Genomic DNA, 26,849 nt, shown 5'->3' on the forward strand with positions numbered 1-26,849 from the left:
AAATTGGCTCTCATCCCTTACCACTTTTCAATAAAATTAATCGCTCGAAAGGTGATTTTTTAATCTGAAGCTAACATAGGAGAAGCGAAGCGTGGAAGAAACGGCTTTGCTGGAAATCAAACGGCTGATTAAAAGTCACGTAGGAGTAAATGAGGAGGCAAGAGAATATTTCACCGAGAGACAATTGATGTACATTGAGCCGTATTTGGATAAATTCAAAGCAAACCCTGAGGAGCAAAATTGGATTGATAAAAGCGAAAAATTTAGGGAAGAACAAAAAGCCTTAGAGGTAAAGAAAGCTCTGATGGAGTCCTCAAAAAAGAGGAATGAAAGAAGGAGATGGATCGCTGTAATAGTTAGTATTTTATTAATTAGTATGGCTTTCGTTCTATATAAATCAATGGAATCTAAACAAAAGGAAATCAGTAGTTTACAGCAAAAACTTGATGATCAATTAAAGCTAGATCAAACTAAGGAATTATTAACTCTCGTAATGCGCGGTAGAGGTCCGGAATATAAAAATCTCACAGATGAAGAAATTGAAAGAATTATTTATAAAGAAAGAACGTATCCTCTTGATAGCTTGATAGAAATCAAAGCATCAGTCAGTCCATCAAATAAAGGAGGTACGAATCGGAACTATACCATGTGGCTAGATATGCCATCTTTCCGCAAGGACGAAATCAAAGAAGTTCAATATAACTTCTGTAGAGATTTTATAGATAAACTTCGCATTTCTAAAGACCCGACATCTTCATTTTCTATAGGGTATTTAGGTTATGGCTATTGTCCTACGATGAAAATCGACATCATCCGTTTTCAAGGAGATACGATAACTCGGTACTTTTCTTTTGAGAAGTATTTTGAGAAAAACCCGCTGACAGATTAAGATGCTTCTATACTTACGTTATTAATCCAGTTGGTCAATTTTCTTTGTCAAATGGGCTAGAAGACCGATGCATCGTTTTTGGTGTTTTGTTTAGCGAAACTTCAATTAGTCCTGGTTTTGCACTGGCAAATAGCCGTTTATCCTAATAATGCATTTATGATTTCGAACTCTCGAAGGACTTGGGACCGCTACCAAAAAGGCTAGTGCACAGAGTAAAGGATGTTTCACGCTGAGTCATAACAATTCAAGAATTTGCAAAGAGGGAATCACTCTGTTTTGATTCGATGCGTTTGTCAGCCTGAGCGCCCGCCTATGTCAGGCTGAGCGGAATCGAAGCCCGTTACAAATTTGATTCTAGTTTAAGGTAGTGAAAGCAAGAAGACGGCTAGGCAAGCCGATCAATCTCCCTTCATTAACCTACTGAATAATCTTAAGCAACCCCGCTTTTCTCAGGTGCTCCTGCGCGGAGATCTTGCCGGACAGATCCAGCTCCACCGTCCCGCTGTTCAAATTGACATGGAAATGATACACAAACACCGACAGGGTTTTGTTGGGCAGTTCTTTGTCTGTCAAATCAGCCGGAAGACGATCATAGCTGTTCTCGATCAGTTGTTCAGCAAAAGCCGGAGTCATGCCATTTTTACTCATTGTAACGGCGTTGGATGCGATCACGAGCGCAAACATGCGATACTCGGATTCTAGATCAAAAAACATCGACTTGAAGATCTCATAGTAGGAGAGTTTCTTTTGGCCTGTAAGACTTTTCACAAAGCGCTTGTCAGGCGCAACTGCAGAACCATCTATATTGAATTTCTCCAGACTTGTCGTTATCGCAAATCCCTGAGCCGCATAGTAATAATGCAGTTGGTTGCTATATCCGGCAGAGATAAATTCCTTTCGAAGAAAGTCGTCTACCTTTCCAAGTGTCTTCAAACCTGGCTGGAAGTTTCGCTTGATATAGCTTGCTGAAGCTAACGGAGCGAGTTCCGGGAAGAAGAAAGATCTTTCTTCCACCGATCTCGCCAAATCATTTTCAGTCTCAGCAGTTAAATTTTCTTCAGCTAACGGATATCCATATGGGTTAAAGTCATAAGGAAACTTCTCCTGCAACTGCGAAAATAGTGTCTCAATGGCCTCCGAATTCAATTCTCGCAATATGAATTCATCCCTTTCCCCATTACTGAAAAAATCTGAGTGGTATAATTTGTTGATGAATTCGTTGTATGAATAGTAAAGCTCCTCTACATCAAAATCAGATGGAACGGAGAATTGATCGGAAGCCAGAAATTTGAATTGGATAAACTTCGAGACCAAATCCAACTCTCGAAGCATTTCGTAGGATTGGCTTATCTCATTATATGGACCATAAGGAACCACGTTTCTTTTGTTCTCCAAAACAGAGAAGTCCGATCTGATGCCATAAATTTCAGCGAATGCTTTCAGGCCTTCGAAATCGTACTGTTCATAATTCTTGGCTTTGTAAAAGATGCGTTGAAAATCTGGGTAAATGTCTTCGTTGAAATAGGGGGTGAATTGGTCTTTTAACCCGGTAATTTTACTCGACAAAGCGGACACATCTTCTTGCAGAAACTTTATGTGATTATAAAATAGTGTTTCCTTGTCCGTTTTTTCGCGTTCCTTTTGAGATAGATTATAATGATCTATTCCCCGTTCCAATGTTTCTTTCCATTCCACCAGTGTTTTTCTAAGTACATCTTTTCTGGCTCTAAAAAGCAGCCTTGCGGTGTTTTCATACAGCAGCGAATAAGTGAAATCATAGAGCGCTGGATTTTCGGCGATAAACATTGAATCGCTTATCTCGCTCAATTCCTTTTCGTGCAAAGCAAGTATTGAAGCAATCCGACTATCGGTTTGCGTCTCAAATTGAGCCTGAATAATGGATAGATTGATGAACGCCTGTGCAGTAGCATAGGGCGCGTAGGAAAACTTCTTTTTTAAATCGCCATACAAAAGATCGAGTTCCTTGGCATTCAATTCGTTTTTTAGGAATGTATCCTTTGCTTTGGTGATCCTGTTGTAAAAAATCTCATCCTCACTTTGATCTCTGAAAATAAAGTAGTCATTGTAAAGCCGATAGCTTTCAAACCAAGAAAGAGAGTCGCTGTGGGTTCTTGACGCCAGTCTCTTCAATTGAACGTACCTGAGAATCAGGTCCAATTGATCATCGAGCGGATAGGTCGTATCAATACGGGTCGTGGTCTGATTGTAGTTGTAGTTCTTTTTGAAGTGACCATATTCGGATGGCAATGCCAGGGTGTTTGGTCCGAAATCGTAATTGTTTGAATCGAATTCTCTTTCTACTATCGCAAAATTATACTCGAAGCTATAGATATTAGCAAAGTACGATAGCGAGTCAGTTTCGAACTTATCCGAATTTTTGGCTTTTAAGAAAATGCGCTTAAAGTCCGGTAGGATATCCTGATTGAAATAGGGGGTAAAAAAGCTTTTCAGATCAAAGAGCTCTTTGTGCAAATTGGTGTACGATCGTTCTTCAAATTTTATTAGGTCGAAAAAAGAATTGTCCTGCTCCCAGCTTGCATACCTTTTTGAGCTATAAAAGTTTTCAATGGCTTTTTCCAGTGAGTTTTTCCAGTCGATCAGTGTTTCACGATCGGTGTTTTTCTTGGTTCGAAACAAAAGCTTTGCCTGATTGTAGTAGAGCAGCGAGTAGGAAAAATGGTAGAGCGCTGCATTGTCTCGGATAAATGCGCTGTCAGTGATCGACGCCAATTCCATTTTTTCAAAGGGAAGTATATTTGAAATTCGCTCCACACTTATTCCCTCAAAATACTCCTTGGTCAGGGTCAGGTTGATGTATGCTTGTGCCAAAGTGATCGAGTCGTTTTTGACGGGGGGAGGGCCTTCCTGCGCCGTTGCCCCACTCAGTGAAAACGTGAGCAGAAGTAGCGCTAAATAGCCTTTCAAAAGATGCATTGCATTTGGTCTAGAGGAATGATAAAAGAAAGAAACGATTGAAAATCATAGCTTTCATTCCTGAATATATGGTAATTAATAATCTTAACGTTATAAAATGGCTTCTTAATCCAATAATTAAAAGTGAACGATTGGGGACATTCTCCCCATCGCAGAGCTCGCCATTTCCAAAAACCATTGCTTCCTGTTTTAACTCTGAAGGTCTCCAGCCACCAAATCAATTTTTTGAGCATTCAACAACAAAGCATTTATCAAAAAGGGAGGTAAGGAAATCCTGGTCGACTAATCAAAGCGCCGATTACCGATAGCACGTTCACAAAATCTGAAGGGAATTCAGTTCCCTAAGGATTCAAAATTACCCCAGCCCCCACTTTTTACATTTCAGTCGCCGAATTCAACACTTCAGTCAGCTTCAGTTTTTGGATTGAATTCGGCACTGCACTTTTGATTCATATCTGAATCGAAATGAGAATCCGCCTGATACTTTTAGCCTACTTTTTCCTCAGCCAAACGCTTGCCTTTGCGCAGACGATCCTTAGCGGCAAGGTCTTGGACGAAAAAAATAAGCCTTTGCCTGGTGTGAATGTTTTTATCAAAGGCTCCTTCGACGGTACAAGCACCGATGTAGCCGGAACCTTCCGATTTGAAACCACCGAATCCGGCACAAAAATCTTAGTCTTTAGCATGCTGGGTTTTGAATCCCAGGAAGTGAAGGTCGAGCTTGCAGGAGGAGAATTGACGATACCTGCCCTGACGCTCCGCGAGGAATTTAACGAGTTGAACACCGTCACCATCTCCGCTGGAGCGATGGAAGCCTCGGATGAGAAAAAATCCGTAATCCTCCGTCCCCTGGATATCGTCACCACTCCCTCTGCGAACGGTGACATCATCGGCGCATTTCAGACGCTTCCCGGTACAAGCACAGTCGGAAATGATGGCAGACTCTTCGTGCGTGGAGGCGACGCCAGCGAGGTGGGTATCTACATCGATGGCTTGAAAGTCGCCAACTCCTACGGTACCACCGCGGCCAATGTCCCAACGCGAAATCGCTTCAATCCAAATCTCTTTAAGGGAACCTTCTTTTCCACCGGTGGCTATTCCGCGGAGTATGGACAGGCACTTTCTTCCGCCCTGGCGATGAACACCAAAGATGTGGCTGCCAGAAGTCAAGGTGACCTCTCGGTGCTTTCCGTAGGTGCCGGCTATTCCCATACCTTGGCAAACGACAAACAGAGTATTTCGCTCAGCGGAAATATCCTGGACTTGGCTCCCTACCAGGCGATGGTCAAGCAAAATTTCGAATGGGAGCGTGCGCCGCATGGCTGGGACCTGGAGATTGCGGGGCAGACGAAGTTGAAAAAAGGAGGCATGCTGAAAGTACTCGCCCGCACCGAAGGTGGCGGCATGGAACTTTGGCAGGCGCTGCCGGGAGTCGAGGGCAAGGGCGTGTTGGTCAACCTGAAAAACAGCTATTCCTACGCCCAGAGCAATTGGAGAAAAGCCTATGACAATGGATGGTCTCTTTTTTCTGGAGCTTCCTATTCCCACAACCGTGACCAGATCCGCTACGACTCCGCCGAGATAGATCGAGGCAACGACCTGAGCCATCTGAAATTCACCGCCGTAAAAGACTTTTCGGGCCGGGTTTCTGCCAAAAGCGGAGCAGAGCTTTTCATTCATTCCTATTCGGAAAGGATGGTAAGGGCTGAGTTAAGTCGGTCTTTTGATGATCAAGAAGGCTACCTTTTCACCGAGTGGGACTGGTACTTGAGCCGGAAGTTTGTCTTGAGAGGAGGGCTGCGAGCCGGACACTCCACACTCGCGAAAGATACTTGGCTGGACCCCCGAGGGTCGCTTGCCTACCAAGTTTCCGAAAATGGAACCCTCTCCCTTGCCGCCGGCAGATTTCATCAATTGCCTGTGGATAACTTTCGGGTTTTGAACCTGGAACTGCAAAACTCCCAATCCAAGCACCTGATCCTGAACTATCTCCTGCAAAAAGAAGGACTCACCTTTCGGGCCGAGACCTTCTATAAATCCTACGAGGGCTTGGTCCTCTTTGAAGGAAATCCACAGAGTCCAAGCCTGCTGCAAAATGGCGGCGAGGGCTTTGCCAAAGGTTTTGACCTCTTCTTCCGGGATCGAAAAAGCCTGAAGAATACCGACTACTGGATCACCTACAGCTTTGTGGACAGCAAGCGTAGCTACAACCAGTATGTGACGGAAGTCCAACCTGATTTTGCGCCAAAGCATAATTTCTCTGTCGTGGTGAAACACTTCGTCACTAGGCTCAAGTCACAGATAGGCGCGTCTTTTTCATTCAACGACGGCTATACCTACACCAATCCCAATTTTACGGGAGAGATGAACTCGAAGACCCGATCCTATCAAAACCTCAGTCTGAGCTGGAGTTACCTGCCCAAGCCGAATCTGATCATCCACGGAGCGGTGACCAACGTACTCGGCAGCGAAAACATTTTCGGCTACAACTATTCGCTCACGCCTGACGAATCCGGTTCGTACGACTCACTCCCGATCCAGCAGTCCGCTCCGAGATTTATCGTGATTGGGGTGTTCCTGACCCTGTCTAAAGACAAAAATGCAAACATGTTAAACAACCTCTAAATCCTTTATTTATGAAAACGTTCCTATCCACTTTCTTCCTGGCTTTCGCCTTTGTTCTATCCGCTTTTTCCGCAGATCCTGCTTATGAAAATGCCATGAAAACGCAACTTGCTGCGATGGAAACCATCCAGACTTTGGAAGAATCCCAGGCAGTCACCAACGGTTTTCTGCGCATCGCGGAAGCTAAACCTGAAGAATGGCTCCCGCTCTATTATGCAGCCTATTTGCAGGCGACTGCAGCTTTTCGGTTTGATGTCAACAAAGATCAATACTTCGATCAGGCGGACGAGCTGATCACAAAGGCAGACAAAATCGCCCCAAACAATTCGGAAATCACGGCGATAAAGGGCTATGTCTTGATGGGGAAAATCTCTGTCGATCCTTCTTCCCGAGGTCAAAGTCTTAGTCCACAAGCCATGCAGCTCTTCGGGAAAGCAATCAACTTGGATCGTGAAAACCCGCGCGCGCTGATGCTCATGTCGCAAATGGAGCAGGGCATGGCCCAATTTTTCGGATCAGGCCCGGAGAAAGCATGTGGATTGGCCAGAAATTCAATCGCGCTTTACTCCAAAGAGGAAGCCGAAGTGAGCGAAGATTACATCCTGCCGACGTGGGGGAAGGATCTCGCCGAGAAAGTAGCTGGCGTCTGTAAATAGCCCTTCGATTGCTAACTAAACCAAGCCCAGTCTCCGTCATTCCGTCGGTGACTGGCTCCTGCCTTGAGATGTAGCCGCTCGCTGGCTAATTCTTTGTGTTTAGTCTGAATGCTCGAAAGCTGCTAAGCGATTGAAGATGCAATTGAGGTCGATGAACGCTGCCAGTGGATAGTCGACGATTTGAAAAACCTTTTTTATTATCTTCCCCCATGACCACAGCGACCGTCGACAGCTCCTGCAGAACCGGGAGTGATTTCTGGTATGACACCAAGAAATTTATACTGATTAATTTGGCCATCGCCCTTATCCTTCAACTGGTGTTTTGTACGCAGTGCTTCCTGTCTTGGGACGGGATCAAAAGCATGGGGCCAGACTTTCTGTTTTCCTTTACGATCTCTTCTCTATTGAGCTTTGGCGGCAGCCGGGTCGAGCACTACCTAGACTCCCGGCTTTCTTGGGTCCACACTCCGGTCAAGCGTCTTCTGGTCACTACGGCGCTGTATTTTGCTTATGCTTTCGTCGTGAGTTTTATTGTCGTCTTTTGCTTTTCTTGGCTGCGCGACCGTTTTCCTTTAGATCAAATTCCTTGGGCTTTTATCTTCCGCTACAGCCTCATTCCCATGTATATCGCCTTGGTCTTTATGGCGATCTTCACTACCCGGTCATGGCTGATGGAGTGGCGCAAGTCTGCCATCGAAGCGGAGCAGCTACGTTCCGAAAAACTTGCCAGCCAAAACCAGAGCCTCAAAGACCAGCTCAACCCGCATTTTCTTTTCAACTCGCTCAACACGCTTTCCAACCTAGTCTATGAGGATGCCGACCGCTCGGCGGCTTTTATCCAAAAGCTCTCCCGCATCTACCGCTATGTGCTGGAAGTGCAGCAGGAGGAGCTCGTTGCGCTGGATCGGGAACTGGACTTTGCCCGCAATTTTCTTGAACTGCAGCAGATTCGCTTTGGGGAAAATCTAAATTTCAGCATCAAAGTACCCGATCCGCAGGGTCTCTTTTTGCCACCGCTCTCTCTGCAGCTCCTGCTGGAAAATGCCATCAAACACAACATCGCCTCGACGGAAAATCCGCTCTTTATCCACATCCTCCAAAAGGGTCAGGAGCTCTGGGTAAGCAATACTTTTCAACCCAAATCCAGCCAAAGCGAACCCTCCACCGGAGTCGGACTAAAAAATATCCGATCCCGCTACCAGCTGCTGAGCAAGACACAACCAGAGGTGATCCAGGCGAAACATGAGTACCTGGTCAAGCTGCCCCTACTGACTATACAGCTATGAAAATCCTGATCATCGAAGACGAAAAACCCGCCGCAAACCGACTGGAAAGGCTGCTTTCCGCCCATTTTCCAGAAGTGCAGTTTGGGGAAAATCTCGACACCGTGACCAAAGCCCTGCGCTGGTTTGGGGAAAACGCCGCGCCTGACCTGATCTTTTGCGACATACAACTCGCCGACGGGATCAGCTTTGAGATTTTTGAGAAGTTAAAAGTAGCGGCACCGGTGATCTTCACCACGGCTTTTGACCAATACGCGATCCGCGCTTTTCAGGTCAATGCCATCGACTACCTGCTCAAGCCCATCGATCCCGCCGAGCTGGCGAGAGCTGTGGATAAGTTTAAGTCTCGGCAGGTGAAGCAGGTTTTGGATCTGGAGCTGTTGAAAGGACTACTACAGCCGGAAAGAAGAGTTTTCAAAAACAGGTTTTTGGTGCGTTTCGGGGAAAAGATCCAAAGCATTGCCGTAGAGGAAGTGGCCTTCTTCTTCAGCGAGGAGCGGGTGACTTTTTTGCAGACCAAAGAAGGGAAAAAGTACGTCTTGGACTCGACACTGGAGCAGGTCGAAAATCAGATTGATCCTGCCGTTTTCTTCCGAATTAACCGAAAATATCTCTGCCGAGTTGAAGCCGTCGATGAAGTCCTGACCTACTCCAACAGCCGGCTTAAGGTGAAGCTCACTAATAGCGCTGATTCGGATATTCTCATCAGCCGGGAGAAAGTTGGGGATTTCAAAGACTGGCTGGATCGATAAATGTTAATTTTTCCATCAATTGCGGCCGAACGTTCTACCTAGACGTTTTAATTTTCACCCAAGCTCCAGCACTATGAAACTCTTTTTGCTAAAATTTCCCGTTCTGATGGGATTTATCGTTGCGGCCTGTAGTACTCAAAATTCACCTGAGTTGGCAGTAGATTCCGATACTTCCTATGAAATGTTGAACGTTCCAGTGACCGAACAACCTCCTGTACAAACAGAGTCGGTGGAAAGGAAAGTCATCCGAGAAGGAGAAATCTACTTCGAATGCCGGGATATTCAAGAGACGGATTCGTTTTTGAAAAACGAGGTAAAATCCGCTAAAGGGTACATCTCCAGCGAATCTTCCAACAGCTATGGCGAGCGGACAGAAAAGCGTCTGAGCATTAGAATTCCCGCCGATCAGCTGGATCCCTTGCTGGAAAAGATACAGTCGCATGCGATCCATATCGAAAATACCAACATCCGAAGCGATGACGTGACGGAGCAATACATCGATGTGGAAGCTCGGCTGAAGACCAAAAAGGAACTGGAAAATCGCTACATGGAGCTCCTGAAGCAGGCTGGCAACCTCGAGGAAACACTGGGACTCGAGCGAGAACTTGCCAATGTGCGCGGGGAAATCGAATCGATGGAGGGCCGGCTTCGTTACCTCAGCGACCGAGTTGCACTCAGCACGCTGAATGTTTCCTTCTATGTGGAGGGCAAAAGGACTTTTGGCTTTTTAAGCAAAGCCAGTGAAGGAATCGGAAACGGCTGGGAAAACCTGCAATGGTTTCTTGTTCTCCTGATCAATATTTGGCCCTTCTTCCTGATTTTTGGAGCCTTGCTCTTCTGGCTGTTGAAAAGAAAGAAAACGCCTCCTCCCCCGATGAAGTGATAGAAAGCGGGTTTCTCCACTTGAGAATAGTCAACTAGCCAAATAATCCGATCAGGTTCTTTTTAAAATAGTCTGCACTGTCCTTGACACTCTGGATCGGGTTTTGGGCAAAATTGCCGCCCTGCTCGATGTAATAGTATTCCATGCCGGAGAGCGTGGCGTCCGGAAGTATTTTCGTGTAGTCAATCGACCCGTTTCCCATCTCGGTATAGTCACGGCTGACCTTGTGCATGTCCTTGATATGCCACATCACGTAGCGGCCGGGCGCTTTCAGGAAGAGTTCGTGTGCCGAGAGCGGCGAGCTATGCGCTACCCAATAAAGGTCAATCTGCAGCTTCACCAGCTTTGGGTCGGTATTGGCCAGGATGATGTCGTAGCCGTTTTCCCCGTCATGGTCGATGAATTCGAAGTCGTGATTGTGGTACGCAAAACCCAGTTTGGCTTTGTTGACCCGCTCACCGATCCGGTTCAGTTTTTCGGCCAAGATCTTAAACTTCTCGATGGATCGAGACTCCGGATCGAGCCAAGGCCAGGTGATGTATTGTTGCCCCAGAGCATGGGCTCCCACGATGCATTGGTCGGTGTAGCGCATGAGCTCCTCATCCGGACCATTGAAATACTTGATGAAATCATAATGTCCGCTGGTGCTGGTGAGGGCGTTGTCTTCCAGTACTTTTTTGAAATCAGCAGCAGGCATGCCGTAGTACTTATTGGCGGGGCCGTCGAAGCCGTAGATCTCCGTGTCCTGATAGCCAAATCCGGCGATGGTTTTTAGCGTTTTGATGGGATCATCCGCCATGGGTTGGCGAAGGGTAAAGAGCTGGAGACCCATTTTGTATCGTTTTGCCATGGGAAAGTCGAATGCGGAAAGGCCAAGGCCTGCGGCAGAAAGGGCAAGACCAGATTGCTTGAGAAAATCGCGTCGGGAAGACATGAGGAATAGGTTAGGTTTGGATTAGATACTCACCCGTGTAGGTTGAGTTTTAAATATACGATTCGAAACTAGAATCCGGCAATTGCAATGAATGTGCATAAATCCAACGCTTTCGAAAAGCCGCTATCTTTAAACTAATGTCACACGGTCACCATCATCATCACGACTCAGGAAAAGGGTTGAAAGCGGCTTTTTTCCTCAACCTTACCTTTACCATTTTCGAGCTCATCGGGGGTTGGTATGTCAACAGTGTCTCGATCGTCTCCGACGCGGTGCACGACTTGGGAGACACGATTTCGCTGGGCACTTCGTGGCGGCTGGATAGCCTATCAAAGAAGAAAGCGACGGAAGCCTACTCTTTTGGCTACCGCAGGTTTTCGCTTTTAGGAGCGCTGATCAATGCCATTGTCCTGATCTTGGGCTCTGTCTTTGTGATTCGGGAAGCCGTGCTGCGGCTCATCCACCCTGAAATGTCCGATGCGGAGGGCATGCTCTACTTTGCGATCTTCGGTGTGGCAGTGAATGGGTATGCCGCCTGGAAAGTAAGCCACGGCAAAACGCTGAACGAGCGGGTGATTTCCTGGCATTTGATGGAGGATGTCCTCGGTTGGGTGGCGGTGATGCTGGTTTCGGTGGTGATGCTTTTTTACCCGAGTCCATATTTAGATCCGGCTCTATCGCTTTTGATCTCACTTTATATCTTGTGGAATGTCCTGAAACGGCTTCAAGAGACCATTTTTCTTTTTCTCCAAGGGAAACCGGCAGATGTGGATAAATCTGCAATCGAAGCCGAAATCAGAAAAATCCCCGATGTCAAATCTACTCACCACACCCACATTTGGTCATTGGATGGGGAACATCATGTCTTTACGACCCATGTTAAGCTAAAGCCTGTGCAGACGATTGAGGAGATTTTGGAAGTAAAAAATAGGCTCAAGGAGATCATGAAGCGGTACCCCTTTGAGCATTATACAATTGAAACGGAGATCGATCAGGAAGATTGTGTCCTGCTCAGTGGCGAGGTACACAGCCACTCCTGAGAGGCCCGCACTATTGGATGGTCCCCGTATAGGACATGCCCTCCTTACTGTTGCTGGTGATTCTAAGAGAGGCATTGCCGGACTCTTGGATTGTCAGGAAAACAGACCGGATATCATTGGACTCCGTCGGCTCGATGGTGATGTCCCAGCCGCCCTTTTTGCGAGGCTTGACTTCATAGGTGTACTCTGTAAAATCAAACTTTAACCCACCATCTGTTTGTCCCGGAGTCGAGGTGTAGGCTCTGCCAAAGAAAGGCAAATCGCCGACGACTCGGTCTGGACTTACATTGAGCGTATATCCCGGATCCAGTTGGATCATTCTCCCTCGAACACCGCTCGCTTGGCGGCCTTCAAAAACGAAAGTTTGGGAATCGACAGCAGCCTGTAGGTTTTCTTGATCACTCTTTTGAGCTTGAGCGATAGTGATCATGGTGAGGCAGAACACAAAGAGAAGAGCCAGATTTTTCATACCTGTATTAATTTTGAATTAGGGGAGTACTTACGTGGATTCTTTCTTGATTGTTGGATTTGAATTAGTTGAGGCGTTTATTCGGGATTTCTCAATAAAAGCGCGGGAATTTTTATTTTAAAGCAGTGGCATCTTTGCTGACATTCGTCATGTTTTAGCGTTAGTCGTCCACATACCTTTGATTGGTTTGCTACATTTACCTCTAAGCTAATTTAATTCAACTACCGTTATGAAACGAATACTTTTACTCGGATTTGCGCTCATATTATTCCTTGACGTTGCCGAGGCTCAGGTCTTTTCCAACAAGCCAGTTGGGGAAAAGCAAAAAAGGGTAATTGATAGCGTGAAGATGGCCGAATACCCCTATGCGCTGCCGATTTTAGGAGATAAAGCGACCGGGGCTGGCTTTGAGCTTCCCTATTCTGCCGGAGTCAGTGCGCAGTATTTTTGGCAGCAGTCTGATTTGATCCTCGAAAATATGATGGTCGGGTTCAACAATGGACAGATGTACGATGTGGATGAAATCATCCGATTTAACAAAGCCGTGGCTACCGCAAGTGCTTTGACTGTAAGGCCCGATATCTGGCTTTTTCCATTTTTGAATATCTACGGAATATTGGGTAAGTCTCAAGCATCCACAGACATTGGATTTGGTCTTTGGCTCCCCGATGGCGACAACAATTTTACCGAAGTATTGTCTGCGTCAACTTTGGTAGAATTCAAGGCTACCTCCTTTGGCTTGGGCATGACGCCAACGATCGGTATTGGAGGGGGATTTATGGCTCTGGATATGAATGTGGTTTGGACCGATGTACCGCAGCTCTCTAAGCCAGCCAAGACCTTTGTGTTTGGGCCCCGATTTGGGAAAAACTTTAAATTGCCCGACGACAAAGCGGTGACCATGTGGGTCGGTGGATTTAGAGTTCACCTCAATTCCGAGACCAATGGGTCAATGTCGCTAAGTGAGGTTTTTCCTGACGGTTCGTTAGGCGGAAAAGTAGATGCAGGGTTCGAAAAGGTTGAAAATGCCCAAAACAGCGTAGATACTTGGTGGAATGGTCTCAGCCAAGCAGAACAAAACAACCCGGTCAACAAAGCCAAACACAATAAGGCTAACCAAGTCTTGGATACAGCCAGCACCATCTTGGTAGCTGCAGATGCGGCACTTAGCACGATCGGCAGTTCAACCGTTCAATATTCTATGGACAAGCGTCCAAAAGATATGTGGAACTTCCTCGTGGGGGGGCAATACCAGTTCAGTAAACATTTTATGGTGAGAGCAGAAGCCGGATTTTTGGCATCACGAACTCAAGTGATGACGGGAGTTCAATATCGGTTCGGACTTTAATCAGTTAGAATGCCCCATCATTTCGCAAAAAGGCAGGTTTCTCAAAGAGCCTGCTTTTTTGTTGCATAAAATGGCGCCAATTTCTACTTCATAATCGCTTTTTTCCCAAGTTATTACCTTGGCTCCAGCCCCGTCAGGAATCCGTTAGAAGTTGTGCTTGGTTACGTTTTTTGGCTCTGAATAAACCGTGGAGATGAGTAGGAGTTGGGTGGATTTCTGACTGGGTATTCTTGGAAATCTTCAAAAGGATTTTTTTTGACCGTATTTGACTTTGGACTGTGAAATTGAACTGTTGCGGTCGTTTCGCAAAAAAAATCGTCTAGAACTCTAAAGGTCGGTTCGTTCAAGACTACTGTCCTGATTTTTAAATAGTTTTGGCATTTTGCCTTTAGCTTCTGCATCTGCATAAAAAATCTTCATTTCTGTTGGAAGAGGAATGCCGTATGCGTCTTCAAAACTAAGCTTTCTTAACTTTTTTAGGGCGTCGGGCTTTTTTGAGTCAGCGGTTGATTCCGAAATGCCTGTGTTTAAAATCCCCTTATTGTTTATCACAGAATAGTTTCCATCCTTCCTGATTAGGGCAGCGACATGCGCAGCCCTACTGGCATCAACCCCCTCCGGTACAAAAGCAATGTATCCGATAGCATCAAACCCTGCACCAGAAAATAATCTCATAGCGTAAGTCGCAAAAACATCACAATCCGCTTCAAAGCGTTTATTGGAGGGTTGTCCGGCCTTTAAATGGCTAATCTTTCCCTCCAAATCCGGAACTGCATCCCGATCATGGGGTATGTGAAAGAAGAAAATATCAGCAATATTCCGGTACATTTCGAAAATCGAGTTGGGGTCAGCAGGATATTTTTTGCTTGCGGCATCGCCTATTTTTTCGGTATTTGATTCTAACCAAGTTTTTAACCCTGCAAAATTCATTGAAGAGGGTTTATCAATAGTAATACTTTGGCTTTTGGCTAGGTCAATAAGAAACTGAACATAGTATTTTTGCTTATAGGTGTAAACCCACGGCATGTCATCTGTCATCCTTTTTTCTCCATACTTTTCAGAAGGCATATCTTTGGGTATCAAATTGGCCAAAACCGATGCACCATACCCGGGTTCAATAAAATAGGGATGTTTTAAAACTTTAAACAGTATTTCAGGATTCCCAATCGAGCTGTCCATTAATGCGTCGGAAACGGAATTCCTGACAGCCGGATTAAACATCAGCACTTCGGCAATAGCCTCAATAATGGTATCATGGTTACCAAATTTGGCAATCAGTACCTTGAAAATTGCCTTGGTCCGATCATCCTTTAAATGCTTTAGGGGAGAATCATTGCCGTTAGTTAATAGTTGTACTATGGGTACGGATGCTGGATCAGCTGCTCCTTTGCATTGAAAATTCACAATTGTTTCAAATTCTGAAGCAGATATACTCGCAGGTTTTGACAGTACAGTATCATAGACAAGGGTGCGAGTTGAATCCTCCAAGTATCCTGATTGGGCTATTGCTTTGGAAACAAAACCGGCCTTTGCCAGTGAATCAAGGATATAATAGGCTTTTGAATCAGCATCCGATTTTATATTGTCATCCTTTGTAGTTGATTTCAAAGTAAACAACCACCGGCTGATAAACTCCGCCTTGGCGAAATTATCGTTCCATTTTTGCAAAGCTGCTTTATCTGATGCCGCTGGCTTTGGCAGAGGAGACATGGTATCGTCCACAATTTGCGGACGGATAAAATCCCAAACTGCCCATGGAAAGTCAGCATGGGTTCTATCCTTTGTTTTTTTGTTGTCGTCTGCCCATTTATTAAATTCTGCCTCTACGCTCGCATTGTCTACGGCCCGCATAATTGTATTACTTGCCCGGCCTGATTGCTGTATGACATGAGTGAGTTCATGCGCCAATAGTTTCTTGCCTCCTTGAGTTTGAGTTTCGAATTTTTCGGAATTGAAATAGATATCCGAGCCATGGGTAAAGGCTTTAGCATTCAGACGTTTACTTAAGTCAGTCGCATAGGTATCGGTATGTATTCTGACTTCGGAGAAATCTGAACCAAAGCTTCGCTCCATCTCTGACTTTGTGTTTTTTGGCAATGGATCACCACTTCCTTTGGAGGTATAAAGCTGGCTTGCGGGCTTACCGGAAACTGTGGACTGGACGGGACGGTCCTGCTTTTTCATGATGGCCGATTCATTCTGGTCCCTGCCGACATCCCCCTCATGAGAAAAGCGGGATTCAGGTTTCCTCCGGATTTCCCGATCGTTATCTTCCTTTTCCTCCTCGTCACAAGCGACACATTTTGCTTGTAGAGGAGGAACGTTTGGAGTTGGAAACTTGCCCGTATCCAAAAAATTTGAGTTCCCAATATCTGATCGGGAGGTCGGTGGAGGCAAAAAGGGGGAAGGATTGAGACTTGGTGTAGCGGCAGAAAGTCGGCTGACGACCCGCTCCGCGACGGTGTCCGCCTCCTGTTCGTATTGATCGCCAGGATGGTTGATCGTCAATTTGGCTTGGACAGTTGCCGGAGCAAAAAAAGAACCTCTACTTTGTCCATTGGAGGAGGTCATCGACTGTTTTCTTTCCTGTTGAGTTTCCATTTGTATACAAAAATTAGTCACTCTCTACGCGGATTTCGTGGAAATCTAAAATCCCCCAGCCTCATTTCCTCTCGAATCTCCATAAAAACCGTCCTAAAATCACGTGGGGATAGCCCTTCTAGCCTTCTATGCAACTCCAAAACATATCCAACATTATCCTCATGAATATGTGTAAGGTGTAAGATGGTACCAAATTCATTGGCTACTTGAGCGTTTCCTGCTAACCACACACCGTTTTCCACGCCATTTAGCGTTAATCCTGAACGTTCTAGGGCATCGTGTAGTTCTAAAATTCGACGCTGGATATCAGGAGACAAAGAGGTTGATCTGTATAGCCGAGCGGGTATAATATGATGCGCATGAAATCCTACAGCTGGTCTCAGGTCACCGTGCGCTTCGAGAGCCTCACCAAGTAATTGTGAAGGACTAGCCTCAGCACGAAGTCTTGGATGAAGACTGGACCTTACGTCATCAAGTTCTAAGGCGGCATCTGGTATTCCAGTGGAACTATCCAACCCTCTGATTTCATCAACATCCCTAGCAAAAAGCCCTCGGGTATCATGTGGCAATTCAGCAGCAAATTCAGTCATTCGCTCGACAAGTGTTTCGTTAAATTCAGACTCAGTTATTTCGTTCAAAATTAACCTGTTATTTAAGTTGGCTATATCCTGTTCGATTTCTGCAAAACTGTGGAGGAGAACACTATCATCTGGCAATGTGTCCTGAATTGCCCTTAGTCTTTCTAAGAATAAATCGCAAGGACTTGCGCAGATAAGTAGTCTTCCGTCCCTGATTCCTATCCGTACCGGTCTTCCATCAACTGTAATCGCTCCACGAGTATCTGCGGGACGTGAAGGAATGGGGCTTGATGTAGCTTCCCCGCTGGATCGTTCCTCAATTTCCCTTCTATCGGGAGAATCACTTGCTCTTGAGGTATCGGAAATACGCTCTTCATCTCCCAACATCCTGCGCATGTCATCCACAACTTCCTCTGCCTCCTCCGTTGCGCCTCGCCTCAAAGCTTCTAAAGCTTCTTGTTCTATCCTTTCAAATTCTTCTAATGCAAGCCCAAGTCTGCCATCAGCATTCAATGACCTAATTGTAGTCATAAGACCTTCCAACTCCTCGGAGATATTTCTGGATAGCGCTTCTATCACTTCTCTGAACAGTACTCCCACGTCTTGTAGTATTTGAGGTAGTCGTTCGCGAGCGGCAGATCTAAGGGCAGCGATTTGAGCACTCGTAAGATCTGTCAGCCGGATCATATAAGGGCTATAGCGTGTGATAGCCTGTTCCCATTTGTTTAGGACTCGCCCTTGCATTACCACCCAATTTACAGTAAGGCTACGTGTAAGACTATCAGACGAGTCTAGCAATAGCTCCAGATATCTTCTGTCTATATGCCTTGTTATTGCTGACACAACAGTCTCTGACATGCGCCCAACTGGCATGTCGGACAGCCCTCTCCTAAGTCCTGACATCATCGACTTAGCTCCATCTCCCAACGCCGGTATAACACCAACTATAGCTCCAACCAAACCCAACCAGGTCGACCAACTTGATCTCTGTTGATCGTATTTGGACATCCGATAGATGTATCCTGTAATGTCTCTTACATCTGCTACTTGTCCTACCAAGGGTACTACACCAACCAGCACATCAAATAGAAGGGCAATATTAGGGGAGGCATGTTCCTCACCGGTAGCCTCATCAAAATCCCATGACCCCAGCACCATATGATAGGCAAATTGAACCCCTTCCCCTCTCAGCTCCCCTATTTCTTCAAGTCCTTCAATGCCCAAACGAAATAAATTGCGTGCTAATCTCCCCTCGAAAGCAATAATAGATAGCATTTCTACGCTCTCTGACCGGAGTTGCCGGAAAAACTCCAAGTATCTGGCTGAGTCTGTTCCAAGATCAGTGCTGAGAATATTGGTGATAGCCTGTGCGTATATGGTATCGGAGTATTGCTGATTTTCTTCCTCCTGTATAATGTCGTTGAGATGTTGTCGAATGTATTGTCGTACATGGCGAATAGTCTGTGCGATACTGGCTGTAGTTCTTTCTTCACGCTCAGCAGGTGCTTCAGCCCTTTCTGTCTCAATCTCCTCTAAAATTTCAGTGCCGTGTGATCGTATGAACGAATGCCTCCCAATTCCAGCAAGCCTTCTGTGTATCACTCTAAGCGCGAAAGGAAATTCACGTACTGGAATGGCTCCGGTGGGATACAAAGGATAAACGTACGTAGCCAGAGAAACACCATTTATAAAATGTATAAATCGTTGTGCCGATTGCAGCCAACGAAAGGTTAGTCTTTCGTTGACTTGATCACTCAAGCGTTCATTTACAAAGGCTTCGTCTATTAAGAGATAGAGTTGTTGTGCTCTTGAAAAACCGCTATTAATCCTAGCCAGATTGTATGTAAAGCCCCTATGTCTTATAACATCTGTTCTATGCCGCACCGATGAATGACTATAGTTTAATTCCCCAAGAAAATCATCAATATCACTTGATGTATCCAGTATTTCGTCCACTAGCCCCGGATACCTTGAATTAAAATCAGCTAGAGCTACTCGTTGGATCGATTTGGATTGCACATCCTGTCTTTGCTGCACCACGTGCGTCAGTTCATGGGCCAATAGCTTTTTTCCTCCATAGCTTTGGGGCTCAAACTTTCCTGAATTGAAGTAGATGTCCGAACCATGCGTAAATGCCTGGGCTCCAAGGTTTTTGCTCAAGTTGGCAGCGGAGGGACCTGTATGGATCCTGACATTGGAAAAATCAGTTCCAAAGCCACGCTCCATTTCTGATTTTGCGGTTTTTGGCAAAGGATCTCCACTCCCCTTGGAGGCATACAGCTGGCTCGCAGTCGCGGGAGATACTTCGGGCTGGGAAGGTAGACCGTGCTTGGCCATGATGGTGGATTCATCTTCGTCTTCACCAGCATCCGCCTGAAGGGAAATCAGCGATTCGGGCTTCCTCTGGATCTCTTCCTCCTGCTTGTCTTTTTCCCCTGCTTCACAATCGGCGCATTTGGTTTGGACGGGCGTAACAGTTGAGGCTGTGGTTTTGCTTCTATTCAAAAAACTTGACGCTGCCGCTGTGGTAGTCGGAAAAGTGCTGAAGGAAGGAATTTTGTTAGAATCAGGACTTGAATCGGCAACTGAAAGCTTGCTGACGACCCGTTCGGCGACGGTGTCCGCCTCCTGCTCATAAATATCCCCGGGATTATTGACTGTTAATTTCGCTTGGACAGGGACAGGGGCGAAAAAAGAACCGCTCTTCTGTCCATTGGTGGAGGTGATTGGCTTCTTTCTTTCCTGTAGGAATTCCATTTTAGTGTTTTGTTCGAATTCAAACTATCAGTCCCATTTCTTTTGCAGAATTTGCCATCATTGGGAATACTGGCGCTTTCACGATGATTTTTTTTAACTAAGGAGTCTTGACGAAAGCAGTTGCTGATAACTTTCAGCTGTCAAAACATTCCTTATGCATTCCCAAGGAAACTATGATGAGGTTTTCAAAAACTGGCTTTTGAACTTCAAAAAATAATGGTCAATTGCCTATCTGGGAATGGCTAAAATCCTATTTTACAGGAAACAAGAACATCTGCTAATTTCCAGATAATATGACCTTTATCCAAAATTTCTCAAGTGTATTTGGAAGGGAGTTTCTTAGGCCCTCATTATTTATCTGGAGTTAGAGGGAACAAACCCATCGTTAGGTTCAATTAAAAAAACCTTAAGTAAGAGTGCGTATTCGGTTTCCGGTTCCCTTGGTCTTGCGGGTTTTCATGGCGGTCATTTGGAAAATTTGGTACGTTTAATTTTCTACCAAACAAAATTCACTGGAAGCTCTAATAACCGAACTAATGTCGCATCTTCTCCCTCACGACCTACGATCACTCTACACAATACGGTGGCATTGGAAATTCCATTGTCACGTAAAACCGTTCGGGTTGGAGCATTGATATAGGCATTTAGTTGATCGCCATAGTGATCGACAAACGATTCGTCATTTCCGCGCATTCGGTATCTGTTATTGGAGGCGTCCCTGATCATCCATCTGGCTCGCAGGCTATGGCCGGGGACAATTGGTCTTACTTCAAAGTGCGGTCCATTTGTCGACCCGGATAAAGTCCCGGATATATCGATGGTTGTTCCTCCACTATCCAGACTGGTAATGGCGAGCGAGGGGTTGGCAATCATTTCGTACTCACCCAATCCCCGGCTAAAAGATGATAAGGTTGTCTCAAAAAGGGCAGTAGGAGTATCCATCAATGAACCCCCGGTAGCTGCGGGCACTATTGTCGAGAAATCAGAAGGCCAAGCACCACCGGCGGGAAGCAGAGATCCCGGGTGGAAAGAAATTCTTTTATTGAAGGTGTAGCCATTAAATTTTGACAGAGATCTGGCACTATCCCAAACATCACAAATGGTTTCCACATTGGATCGATTGAATGATCGGGCTGCCATGTAAAAGGCGATTAGATTGGACGAAAGGTCTTCTTCAGAAAAAGATGAGCTTCCGATGGAATCAGTCCAGTTTTGAAGTGCTTCAAAGCCCAAAGATTGAAGCATAAAGATCCGCAACGCAACTTGGAGAACCTCGTCTGAAGTTAATACTCGTTTGATATGTGCAACAGGAGTCACGCCGCTCAGAAACACGGGTCCCCCGCTGGATTCCATCCTTGGAGCAAAAATCCGCTCTGGAACGGTAGAACCACTTGTTGCCATCCGGTCTGAAGCGTCTTGCACCGCATCGATCAGTTGTCTAGTCATTCCTGGGTTTGCATGTTCCCAGTCAATCCATGCGCAGTTGGTAGAAAATGAATAGCGTGGTGGTGACTCTTCAATCCCGCTTTCGTCTGGTATTCTCATTATTTTTCCAGAGTTGTTGCTATTCTGCTGCACCACATGCGTCAGCTCATGTGCCAACAATTTCTTGCCCCCCTGGCTTTGGGTGTCGTATTTCCCAGAATTAAAATAAATGTCCGAACCATGGGTAAATGCCTGAGCCCCCAGGTTTTTGCTCATGGTTTCAGCGCCAGAGTTAGTATGGATTCTTACATTCGAAAAATCAACTCCAAAGCCTTTCTCCATTTCTGACTTGGTGTTTTTAGGCAGAGGATCGCCGCTCCCTTTGGAGGCATATAGTTGGCTGGCAGTTTCAGAAGATACCGTGGGCTGGGAGGGCAGGCCGTGCATGGCCATGATGGTAGATTCTTCCTCGTCGTCACCCTCAGCCTGCAGGGAAATGTGAGGTTCAGTTTTCCTCTGGATTTCGTCTTCTTGCTTGTCCTTTTCCTCTGCCTCGCAATCGGCGCATTTGGTTTGGACAGCAGTGAAGTTTGACGCTGCCGGTTTGCTTATGGTCAAAGGATTTGATTCTCCACTAGCTGACCCACCGGTTGCTGTAGAGGTGATGGAGGAAGTACGTTTGTTAGAACCAAGACTAGGATCGGCCTGTGAAAGTCGGCTCACGACCTGTTCGGCGACGCTGTCCGCTTCTTGTTCATAGCTATCCCCCGGTTTATTGACAGTTAATTTTGCCTGGACAGGAACGGGCGCAAAAAAAGACCCTCTCCTCTGTCCAATGGGCGAGGAACTTGGCTTTTTTCTTTCCTGTTGGGTTTCCATGTTAATATTTAGCTTTAGTAAAAATTTTCTATCTTGTCTTTTCTACTAGCCTCAGAAGTGAATTTTGATCTGTTGGTTTAGACCTGAAAATAATTGGAGTATGATTTCAATAGGTAAGGAAGTTTACAGTTTCGATAGTCATCCAAATTGATAATATAAAAAACTAAGTTGTCAGCATCATCGCTATTTTTCTATGGTCATAGTTGATCCAAGGTTTATTTTATGAATATTGCCTTTCGCATCTACAAATTCTGATGTGTAGGTGATTGTTAAATTAATTTTACTGCCTCGCTTCAATTTGTCAATATTTAAATCTTTAGGAACAGTTGCCCTGATTTCAGTAACTGTTCCTATTCCGTTTTTTAATTTGTAATAAACATAAGTGCTAATTGTACCATCTTTTATCTTGTCGTTCAAGTTAGCAACTCTTCCTGCACCTTTTGGAATTTTCGAAAAGTCCCAATTACCTGCTTGAGTTTGTAATCGCTTAATACGCTGATCAGGGGTTTCAGTATTTGTTGTTGGAGTGGAAGTGGTTGTTGAAGTTGTGGCACCTGTAGTCGTGCTTTTTTTCACTTCTGCAATTGCTTTTCTTAGATTCTCGATCACTTCATCAGGCGTTTTACCTTTCGAAGATTCCATTCCATCAATTAGTTTATCTGCCTGTTCCTGAGTTAAATCAGAAGGCACTATTTCAAAAAATTTAGTCACAACGTCATCATTCAGTATGAGATCGTCTTTTTGTCCTTGAGCAAATGCCTTAAATAACGATGCAACAGGTTTAGTTGCTTCAGTTAGCTTTTTTCTGTTTGAATCATTGAAACCTTTGAATTTATCATCAGTTCCAGCAGTTCCTCCATCCCCGGTTTTATCTTTTTGAGAATCTGGAGAAGAAGGTTTATCTCCATCTTTTCCGCTTCCTTCGCCACTTTTCTTTTTTATTGTATCCAAGTCCGATTTAGAATTCCCCGTGGTCATATCAGCAAGATTATCTACTTCCGCATCGGTAATATTTTTGGTGGTCTCTAGAAATTCTTCCATCCATTTCTGATCGGGAATACTGTAATTTCCCTTCTGTTTCCCCGCCATTTTCGCTAATAATTTTTTCTGAGCTGGAGTGGCTTTGACGAGTGCCTCATCTAATTTTGTTGCTTTTGAAATAGCTTCTTTCGTTGAATCGTTTCCATCTCCTTCCCCGTCTCCAGTTTTTTTGCTATCTGTATCCCCACTTTTGCCAGCTTGCGTCTTGACTTGACCTTCCATACTCCCTTTTCCTGCAACACCTGCACCCGCGATCGCATTTCCCTCACTCTTTCCTGCCCCGGCTACTCCCGCGCCGGCTGATAAGTCATCTTTTGAAGTTCCTGCACCTGCTGCACCAGCCGCAGCTGTAGTGGAACCTGATGATGCTCCTGCACCCACCACTGCGACCGCTGCTCCCTGTGAATCATATATTACGCCGGCGCTCAAGGTGCCCACCGACACCCCATCAGACATTATTGATACACCAATACCTGCATTTGCCGCTCCCGAACTACTGCTTAAAATACTAATTCCAAGACCGAAATTAAATGCACTTCCCCCAGCTTTAGGTTTATCAGGCTGTTTAGGTTTATCTTGTCCACCAGGTTTTTTCCATTTTTTTATATCAAACTCCATCGCATCATAAGCCACCACCCCGGGAAACCTAGCAAAGTCAGTTCCTCCAAAACACACTACATTTTTGCTTGGCAAAATTGGTATAACATAAGGAATCATTGGAGTCATTTTAGTGCCTTCTGTCCAATTTAGTCCGGTTGCTAATTTTAAAAATGGGAGGTATATGGTTCTTATTTTACTTAGTTTTTTGCTTTGTTCTTTGACGGTGGTCACATCAAAGACTTCTCGTGTTGTGAGATTGATCAAATCGGGTTCAAGTAAACTTTGTACTAGATCTATCGCCTTTCCACTGACTGCATCCGCAGGATCAAGTGCTTCAGTTACGCTATCGGGTGGTTCTATTTTATGTCTTTTTTGAGGAGATTTTCCTCGATGAAATCCGTTTTTAATGTCATCAAAAATTTTCTGCTCTCTAGGGGGTAAGCCCGTCAATGAATGACCTATCAATAGTTCTTCATTTGTAACAACAACACCACTACTTGTTAATTTATAGTGTGCTATCGCAGCCAATTCAGCTGGCTTATTGATAAAGAATTTTCGCGCATCTACGGGAATACCAGTTGGACATGGGCCCCAGGGCGATCTTTGTATCTTAGATGTTTCGCTCTGTGACTGCTGCACGACATGCGTCAGTTCATGCGCCAATGGCTTCTTTCCTCCACTACTTTGGGTATCGAATTTTCCGGAATTGAAGTAGATGTCTGATCCGTGGGTAAATGCCTGGGCGCCGAGGTTTTTGCTCATGTCGGTCGCGGAAGCGCCTGTATGGATTCTGACATTTGAAAAATCTGTTCCAAAGCCCCGCTCCATTTCTGATTTTGCGATTTTTGGCAAAGGATCTCCGCTTCCCTTGGAGGAGTACAGCTGGCTGGCGGTCTCGGAAGAGACTTCGGGTTGGGAGGGCAGGCCGTGGTTGGCCATGATGGTGGATTCATCTTCGTCGTCATCACTATCCGCCTGAAGGGTAATCTGCGATTCGGGCTTCCTCTGGATCTTGTCCTCCTCTTTGTCTTTGTCCACCGCCTCGCAAGCATCACATTTGGTTTGGACAGAAGTAAAGTTTGACGCTGCCGGTTTGCTTATGGTCAAAGGATTTGATTCTCTATACGAAGTTGACTCTATCGTTTTTGGAAGGGTGGACGAAAATGGGTTTTTTTTTGAATCAGGATTTCGGTTGGCCACAGAAAGTCGGCTGAGGACTTGTTCCGCGACAGTATCCGCTTCTTGCTCATAAATATCCCCTGGTTTATTGACTGTTAATTTGGTCTGGACTGGCACAGGGGCAAAAAAAGCCCCTCTCCTTTGCCCGTGGGGCGTTGGATTCGACTTCTTTTTTTCCTGTAAGGCTTCCATGTTAAAATCTCAGTTTATTTTGGGGACCCGAAAATCGAATACTATTGGGGAAGATGCCTGAACGGTATCATCAGTTACTTTTATTGTCATATTGACTACGATGTTGTTTTTATTGAGTCCCGCTATAGGAATAAACTGGAAACTCAAGTCCAATTGAAATCCCTGTTTTTCTTTGACAGTAAAATTCTCAGGATCTAGCTCTGTATATTCTGGAAGCTTGTATAGAAAATATTTGTCCAACGGAAGTTCTTTTTCTCCGTCAGAGACATGGGCTTCCATAACAGAGACAGCAATAGGACCTTTACTTTGATTGGTAATTTCAAAATTCCCATTGGTGATTTTCGGCTCTTGCCCTTGGTAGTACACTTTGTTTACGGGTATTCCTTTCAATTCAATTTCCATTAGTTTTCTTTTAAGGGCATGTTGGCCAGTCCAATGGTCTTACAGTTCTTGGATTCAAAATTTGTCTTGGGCCCGGAACGGTATCTCCGTTTGCTGCATTTCTGACATACACACTGCCGTTTTCTCTTCTTACCCTAACTCTGTTTGACCCTACTTTAGCTATCACTTCTTCATTAGCCCCCATTCCGGGATAGGTGGCGACGTGTGCGTCTAAGCTTGTTTGGTCTATTACTGTCTCGCCGGAGACAGGATCGGTGGTGACCAATCCCGGATCGGGAGACAGCCCCCGTCCAATACTCCAGTTCGTCTCTAATGTATATGCATAATCCTCCTCATCCGCCCAAGGCTGGGTACGCAATCTCCTTGGAGAGCGTGCGTGTTGATATTCATGATACAGAGGGCGGGCGACGGTTTCACAATCATCTGAAATGTTCAGCCTGATGGTATTTCCCGACGTCTCTCCTGCACCTTGCATCGGGTGAGCTTGCCAAGACCCTCCCTGAAAAATTTCATCTGCCCAAAATAAATCGTCGACTAAAATCACTACCCTAGATCCGCTTCTGAAGTCATTGATAATTGATGCATTCCATGGACAAAGTATTTCCTGAAGGCATACCACATCGGCTGGGTTTTGACTGAGCGTACTCGCATTATCGACTACTGTCGGGAAGTCAGAGTCCAAAGCTGCCATTGTATTTGTTCCGACTTTACCAATTGGGTCCGCGGTGACGCCTTTATTTTGTTGATAGGTCCTTACGCCGCGTCGGGTTTCGTCTTCGAAAATCCCATCAATTCCATGATTGATTAAAAAAAAACCTTTGTCTTGGATGGCATGCTGTATTTTGTTGACATGGCCTCCTCTTTCCCCGGCTTCAAGAACTTTATTGCCATCATATACTTCTTCCAATTCGGCGTCTCCTGCAAATCTCGGTGAGCTTAAATCGTGCCCGTCCCCAATGGCCCTTTGAATCTTGGGGTTCACTCCTTCTCTTTGTTGTACCACATGGGTGAGTTCATGAGCCATCAGTTTTTTGTCCCTTGTGGAATTCCCGGAATATTCTCCTTGATTGAATACAATGTGATTTCGGGTAGCATAGGCCTTGGCATTTATCTCGTCGGCACTGCAGTCATTTTCATGAACCCGAACTTTCGAAAAATCCCTTCCAAACCGGGGCTCAAAAAAGCGCTTCTCCACATTGCTCAATACTCTTCCTTTACCGTCAAGATTGGACACATGGCTTTCAAATTTTCCCGAGATTTCAGGTGTTTGGGATGATTCCTCCTTTCTGTCCAAACTCTCCTCTTCGCATGTCTCACATTTTCTTTGGATAACCGGGATGGCGCTATCCCCCCTACGTTCA

17 protein-coding genes are annotated in these 26,849 nt (G+C 45.4%); 8 read left to right on the forward strand and 9 right to left on the reverse strand.

Annotated features, from left to right (window positions below; all coding sequences use genetic code 11):
- The first annotated feature begins 91 nt into the window (after positions 1–91).
- A complete protein-coding gene (locus ABD031_RS10995; RefSeq protein WP_343851334.1) occupies positions 92–889 on the forward strand; it encodes a pYEATS domain-containing protein in 798 nt (265 codons plus the stop codon).
- Between the two features lie 417 nt (positions 890–1,306).
- Here ABD031_RS10995 and ABD031_RS11000 read toward each other — a convergent pair whose 3' ends face one another.
- The gene (locus ABD031_RS11000) at positions 1,307–3,844 is read right to left on the reverse strand and encodes a hypothetical protein (protein WP_343851336.1); all 2,538 of its coding nucleotides are present in this window, start codon (positions 3,842–3,844) and stop codon (positions 1,307–1,309) included.
- Between the two features lie 465 nt (positions 3,845–4,309).
- On the opposite strand from ABD031_RS11000, the gene ABD031_RS11005 reads away from it, so the two are divergent.
- From ABD031_RS11005 to ABD031_RS11025, 5 genes are all read left to right on the forward strand, one after another.
- Positions 4,310–6,469: a TonB-dependent receptor gene (locus ABD031_RS11005; RefSeq protein ID WP_343851338.1), complete on the forward strand. Its 2,160-nt coding sequence runs from the start codon at positions 4,310–4,312 to the stop codon at positions 6,467–6,469.
- 11 nt (positions 6,470–6,480) lie between these two features.
- The gene (locus ABD031_RS11010) at positions 6,481–7,125 is read left to right on the forward strand and encodes a tetratricopeptide repeat protein (RefSeq protein ID WP_343851340.1); all 645 of its coding nucleotides are present in this window, start codon (positions 6,481–6,483) and stop codon (positions 7,123–7,125) included.
- Between the two features lie 209 nt (positions 7,126–7,334).
- Positions 7,335–8,411, forward strand: a complete 1,077-nt coding sequence (locus tag ABD031_RS11015; RefSeq protein WP_343851342.1) for a sensor histidine kinase — start codon at positions 7,335–7,337, stop codon at positions 8,409–8,411.
- Positions 8,408–9,160, forward strand: a complete 753-nt coding sequence (locus tag ABD031_RS11020; RefSeq protein WP_343851344.1) for a LytR/AlgR family response regulator transcription factor — start codon at positions 8,408–8,410, stop codon at positions 9,158–9,160. Before ABD031_RS11015 ends, ABD031_RS11020 begins: the two co-directional genes overlap by 4 nt.
- Before the next feature lie 73 nt (positions 9,161–9,233).
- A complete protein-coding gene (locus ABD031_RS11025) occupies positions 9,234–10,043 on the forward strand; it encodes a DUF4349 domain-containing protein (RefSeq protein WP_343851346.1) in 810 nt (269 codons plus the stop codon).
- A gap of 34 nt (positions 10,044–10,077) precedes the next feature.
- On the opposite strand, the gene ABD031_RS11030 is transcribed toward ABD031_RS11025, so the two are convergent.
- A complete protein-coding gene (locus ABD031_RS11030) occupies positions 10,078–10,977 on the reverse strand; it encodes a sugar phosphate isomerase/epimerase family protein (protein ID WP_343851348.1) in 900 nt (299 codons plus the stop codon).
- Positions 10,978–11,114: 137 nt separating this feature from the next.
- Here ABD031_RS11030 and ABD031_RS11035 point away from each other — a divergent pair, with 137 nt between their 5' ends.
- The gene (locus ABD031_RS11035; RefSeq protein WP_343851350.1) at positions 11,115–12,017 is read left to right on the forward strand and encodes a cation diffusion facilitator family transporter; all 903 of its coding nucleotides are present in this window, start codon (positions 11,115–11,117) and stop codon (positions 12,015–12,017) included.
- Between the two features lie 10 nt (positions 12,018–12,027).
- Here ABD031_RS11035 and ABD031_RS11040 read toward each other — a convergent pair whose 3' ends face one another.
- Positions 12,028–12,486, reverse strand: coding sequence for a DUF4251 domain-containing protein (locus tag ABD031_RS11040; protein WP_343851352.1), 459 nt, complete (start codon positions 12,484–12,486; stop codon positions 12,028–12,030).
- Positions 12,487–12,715: 229 nt separating this feature from the next.
- On the opposite strand from ABD031_RS11040, the gene ABD031_RS11045 reads away from it, so the two are divergent.
- Positions 12,716–13,834, forward strand: coding sequence for a hypothetical protein (locus tag ABD031_RS11045; protein ID WP_343851354.1), 1,119 nt, complete (start codon positions 12,716–12,718; stop codon positions 13,832–13,834).
- Positions 13,835–14,161: 327 nt separating this feature from the next.
- On the opposite strand, the gene ABD031_RS11050 is transcribed toward ABD031_RS11045, so the two are convergent.
- The 6 genes from ABD031_RS11050 to ABD031_RS11075 all read right to left on the reverse strand — a co-directional run bounded on the left by ABD031_RS11050 (position 14,162) and on the right by ABD031_RS11075 (position 26,722).
- Complete coding sequence (locus tag ABD031_RS11050; protein WP_343851357.1) at positions 14,162–16,435, reverse strand: eCIS core domain-containing protein; 2,274 nt, start codon at positions 16,433–16,435, stop codon at positions 14,162–14,164.
- 17 nt (positions 16,436–16,452) lie between these two features.
- Positions 16,453–19,770: an eCIS core domain-containing protein gene (locus ABD031_RS11055; protein WP_343851359.1), complete on the reverse strand. Its 3,318-nt coding sequence runs from the start codon at positions 19,768–19,770 to the stop codon at positions 16,453–16,455.
- Between the two features lie 495 nt (positions 19,771–20,265).
- Positions 20,266–22,074: an eCIS core domain-containing protein gene (locus tag ABD031_RS11060; protein WP_343851361.1), complete on the reverse strand. Its 1,809-nt coding sequence runs from the start codon at positions 22,072–22,074 to the stop codon at positions 20,266–20,268.
- A 183-nt stretch (positions 22,075–22,257) separates the two neighbouring features.
- A complete protein-coding gene (locus tag ABD031_RS11065; RefSeq protein ID WP_343851363.1) occupies positions 22,258–25,086 on the reverse strand; it encodes an eCIS core domain-containing protein in 2,829 nt (942 codons plus the stop codon).
- A 9-nt stretch (positions 25,087–25,095) separates the two neighbouring features.
- Positions 25,096–25,488: a hypothetical protein gene (locus ABD031_RS11070; RefSeq protein ID WP_343851365.1), complete on the reverse strand. Its 393-nt coding sequence runs from the start codon at positions 25,486–25,488 to the stop codon at positions 25,096–25,098.
- A 10-nt stretch (positions 25,489–25,498) separates the two neighbouring features.
- On the reverse strand, positions 25,499–26,722 hold the full coding sequence (locus ABD031_RS11075; RefSeq protein ID WP_343851367.1) for an eCIS core domain-containing protein: 1,224 nt from the start codon (positions 26,720–26,722) through the stop codon (positions 25,499–25,501).
- Positions 26,723–26,849 lie beyond the last annotated feature (127 nt).

The sequence above is a fragment of the Algoriphagus jejuensis genome (assembly GCF_039523455.1).
GTDB classification, from domain to species: domain Bacteria; phylum Bacteroidota; class Bacteroidia; order Cytophagales; family Cyclobacteriaceae; genus Algoriphagus; species Algoriphagus jejuensis.